Origin of the sequence: Stieleria sedimenti (assembly GCF_025060895.1) — a bacterium.
Classification (GTDB): domain Bacteria; phylum Planctomycetota; class Planctomycetia; order Pirellulales; family Pirellulaceae; genus Stieleria; species Stieleria sedimenti.
In genome coordinates this window covers 1-3,897 of sequence record NZ_JANZKV010000086.1, presented here as the reverse complement: position 1 = coordinate 3,897, position 3,897 = coordinate 1, and the positions used below count along the sequence as shown (strand labels likewise).

Sequence of the window (3,897 nt, the reverse complement as noted above, 5' to 3'; positions counted from 1 at the left end):
AGATGAGGGCCCGTAGGCTCGCGCCAAACGGCTGATATTCGTTTGACATCAGCCGGTTCGCGCCAGCGTCCGGGCCCCCTCATTCATGTTAACTTAGCGGTATTGGGCTTAAACCGACAGCCCGCGAGCCGTCCGGTCGCGCTTCAAAAACACCGTGAAAGACCGGAGGGCTCGCGCCCTACCGCTAACAACCCCCCCCCGCTTGGCGTCAAAATAGATGGCATTGGGCAGCGGCTCCCGTCCACCCGATTCGGCGCCTTGTTTGGCATGGAAAATGCAATGATTGCAAACCGCGTCCGCGAACCATGAATTAGACGAAGGTGACACCATGATTTGGGTCTTGATCGCTTCGATATTTGCGCTCAGCTTGGCGTTGGTGGTGATGTCCATCCGCGTCGCAATCATCGATGAACGTCTCGATATGAGAGAAATGAAGCTGATGAAAAACCTGTCTCGATATGCGAGTCGAGTTTCCGTCACGGCGGGCAACCCCCGCCGTGGGCCGAGAAGTTGCGGCGAATCGGGTCGTCCGAAATTCCCAGGGGTCGCGGGAATGGGCACGTTTACGGCAACCTGATGTTCCTTTACCCACTCCTCGTGGGGGGCGGAGCGCGCCAGTCGGCCCATTTTCGTCCGCGGATCGTCTCAAGTTTTGACCGCTCCCGCGACAACCGTCCTCAGCATTTGCCAGCGGCCAGAGTGGTCGGCAAGAATGCGTTTGAAAATCGTTCAGCTTGTTAGAGAAGTTTGCGGCCTCATCAACCAAGTTTTTTCAGCGGTCAGCGGTCAGCAATCAGGTCAGTTGCTTCTTTCAAGCCGGCTTCGATCTCTCCGACCGGCCAGTATTCCAGTCCGACGTAGCCCTCGTAGTCCGTTTCACCGATGGCGCGAAAGATCTCTCGATAATTCAGTTCGCCCCGCGTCAGCTCATTTCGGCCCGGATTCCCGGCGGCATGGAAATGGCCGATCCGGCCGATGTTGGCGGTCGCATTGCGGATCACATTGCCTTCGCTGATCTGCTGGTGATAAATGTCGAAGACGACTTTGACGTTTTCGCTGGCGACCTGGTCGACGATTGCAAACGCTTGCTCGCTTCGCACCAGATAATAACCCAGGTGGTCGATCAGGTCGTTGAGCGGTTCGAAGACCAGCGTGACGCCGGATTGCTCCAACATCGGTGCCGCTTCGCGCAGCCCGTCGACCAGAGAATCGTGTTGTGCTTCGTTGCCGGCGTCGGGCCGAAAGTCACCGACCTGGGAAATCAAGGTCTGGCATCCGAGCCGCTTGGCCGCTTCGATCGATTCGCCGAGTCCGTCCAGATAGGCAGCCCGACTGGCCGGGTCGACCAAGCTGATGAACTTGGTGCAACAGGCGGCGATTTGCATCTGGTGCTCCGCCGCGGCCTCTTCGATCTCCGCGAGATCTTTGTCCCACCAACCCCAGAATTCAAAGGCGTCGATCCCACACGCTTTGACGCGGGCGATCGCTTCACGCGGCGCAACGCCTTCAAAAACGGCGTCGATGCAAACTGAGGGACGCAGGGTGGAGGGTGTGGCTTCACTGCTCATGACATGACCGAAGCAACCGCTTCGCAGAAGGAATTCATTTTGGTTTCACTCATGCCGGCAACGTTGATTCGACCGCTGCCGACGATGTAGATGCCGTGCTTGCTCTTCAGCTCGTCGACCTGCATGGGGCTGAGCCCGCTGTAGGAGAACATGCCTTTCTGACGCAGCAAGAAGGAGAAGTCGTGGCCGGAGCCGGTCGACTTCATGGTTTCGACGAATTGTTCTCGAAGTTTGGTGATCCGCAAACGCATCGTTTCCAGTTCTTCCTTCCACAGTTCGGTCAGCTGCTCGTCGGCCAAAATCGTGGCGACGATCGCACCGCCGTGTCGCGGCGGATTGCTGTAATTGGTGCGAACCACTCGTTTCAGCTGACTGAGTGCCGCGGCGCACTGCTGGGCATCAGCCGCGACCAGCGAAACGGCGCCGACCCGCTCGCTGTACAAGCCAAAGTTTTTGGAGAACGAGGTGCACACGATCGCTTCGTCAACGTGCTCGAGGACCGTTCGCAAACCGACGGCGTCTTGCTCGATCCCGTCGCCGAAACCCTGGTAGGCAAAATCGATCAGCGGCAACAGATTCTTTTCGGCGATTACCGATGCGATCTGTTTCCAATCCTCGGCTGTCGGGTCGATGCCGGTCGGGTTGTGACAACAACCGTGCAGCAGGATCGCGTCGCCCGGTTTGGCGTTGCCGTCGAGCGCAGCGAGCATGCCGTCCAAATCAAGCGACGTGCGATCATCAGCCAGGTAGCGATACGTCTCCGACGGCAATCCCGCCGCAGCGAAAATCGCCGGATGATTAGCCCAGGTGGGATTGGGCATCCAGATCCTTGCCTCGGGCAATTGTGTCCGCATGAAATCCGCGGCGATTCGCAGCGCCCCGGTGCCGCCGGGTGTCTGCAGCACCGCCACGCGATCGGCCGGCAGGGTCTCCCCGAAGACCAGATTGCGGACATCGGCGCGGTACTCCGGCAAGCCATCGATCGACAGATAGCCCTTGGTTGCTTCGCTGTCCAAGATCTTTTGCTCTGCCGCTTTGACCGATTTCAAGATCGGTGTCTGCCCGTTTTCGTCCTTGTAGACCCCGACGGACAAGTTCATCTTGCCGGGATTCGGGTCCGCGTTGAAAGCTTCGGTGAGTCCCAGAATCGCATCCGGGGGGGCGGTCTGAATGACGGAAAAACGATGACTCATGATGGTGGCTCGCGCGTGGGCTAGGCCTGGGGTGGAAATGGACGTTGCCAATGCCCGCGAATCGTAGTGCAACGGCGGCAATTCGGCTATCCTGTCCGACCCAGGGCCCGGCCTTTTGGCCCATCCTCCTCGCCATGGAGCTGACCATGTTGTCGCGTCGAAACCTGCTCAAATCCGCTGCCATCGCCGCCGCCGCCGTGTCCGGGAACGTGTCCCTGGCACAAAACGGCTCGCAAAAATTCTCGCTCGGCTATGCACCCCATCCGGGGATGTTCAAGCACTCCGCCGGCAAAGACGTTTTGGACCAAATCAGGTTCAGTGCCGACCAGGGGTTCACCGCCTTCGAATACAACGGCTTGCCGGGTGAAACGCCGGAGATGCAGGAAAAGATCGGCAATCTGCTCGACCAGCTTGGCATGCAAATGGGCGTCTTCGTCGCCTACGCCAGCTTCGACAAACCGACCTTCACCCGGCCCGATGACGCCTCCACGGCCGAAATCATGACGGCGATGAAAAACGCCGTCGAAATCGCCCAACGTGTCGGTGCGACTTGGTTCACCGTCGTTCCCGGCAGCGTCGATCAACAGCACCCCGATTCGCAATGGAATCGCTACGGCGGACGTCGACTGGCCAGCGGTTATCAAACCGCCAACGCGATCGACATGCTGCGCCGTTGCGTCGACGTGATCGAAAAACACGACCTGGTCATGGTCCTCGAACCGCTCAACTGGTACGCCAACCACGGCGGCGTCTTTCTGCAACAAAGCGACCAGGCGTACGCGCTCTGCCGCGCCGTCAACAGCCCGTCCTGCAAGATCCTGTTCGATCTCTATCACCAGCAAATCACCGAAGGCAACTTGATCGAAAACATCGATGCCAGCTGGAGTGAGATCGCGTACTTTCAATCCGGTGACAACCCCGGACGAAAAGAACCCTACACCGGCGAGATCAATTATCGCGGCGTGTTCGATCACCTGCGATCCAAAGGCTACACCGGGGTGATCGGGATGGAGCACGGAAACAGCGTCAAGGGCCTCGAGGGTGAACAGAAAGTGATCGAGGCCTATCGGATGGCCGACGCCGGTGCTTGAGGTCGGCCGGAAAACCAAGTGGTAAGGGCATCAGTGTTGGTGTGC

The 3,897-nt window shown here is 58.9% G+C and carries 4 protein-coding genes; 1 reads left to right on the top strand and 3 read right to left on the bottom strand.

What is annotated here, in order from left to right; genetic code table 11:
• Positions 1-108 precede the first annotated feature (108 nt).
• The 3 genes from NZK35_RS12535 to NZK35_RS12525 form a co-directional block, all read right to left on the bottom strand.
• A complete protein-coding gene (locus tag NZK35_RS12535; RefSeq protein WP_259632880.1) occupies positions 109-405 on the bottom strand; it encodes a hypothetical protein in 297 nt (98 codons plus the stop codon).
• A gap of 374 nt (positions 406-779) precedes the next feature.
• Entirely contained in the window at positions 780-1,568 is a 789-nt protein-coding gene (locus tag NZK35_RS12530) for a hydroxypyruvate isomerase family protein (RefSeq protein WP_259632879.1), read from the bottom strand.
• Positions 1,565-2,761: an amino acid aminotransferase gene (locus NZK35_RS12525; RefSeq protein WP_259632878.1), complete on the bottom strand. Its 1,197-nt coding sequence runs from the start codon at positions 2,759-2,761 to the stop codon at positions 1,565-1,567. Before NZK35_RS12525 ends, NZK35_RS12530 begins: the two co-directional genes overlap by 4 nt.
• 146 nt (positions 2,762-2,907) lie before the next feature.
• Here NZK35_RS12525 and NZK35_RS12520 point away from each other — a divergent pair, with 146 nt between their 5' ends.
• Positions 2,908-3,852 (top strand): hydroxypyruvate isomerase family protein, encoded by a 945-nt coding sequence (locus tag NZK35_RS12520; protein WP_259632877.1) that lies wholly within the window; start codon positions 2,908-2,910, stop codon positions 3,850-3,852.
• The last annotated feature ends 45 nt before the right edge of the window (positions 3,853-3,897 follow it).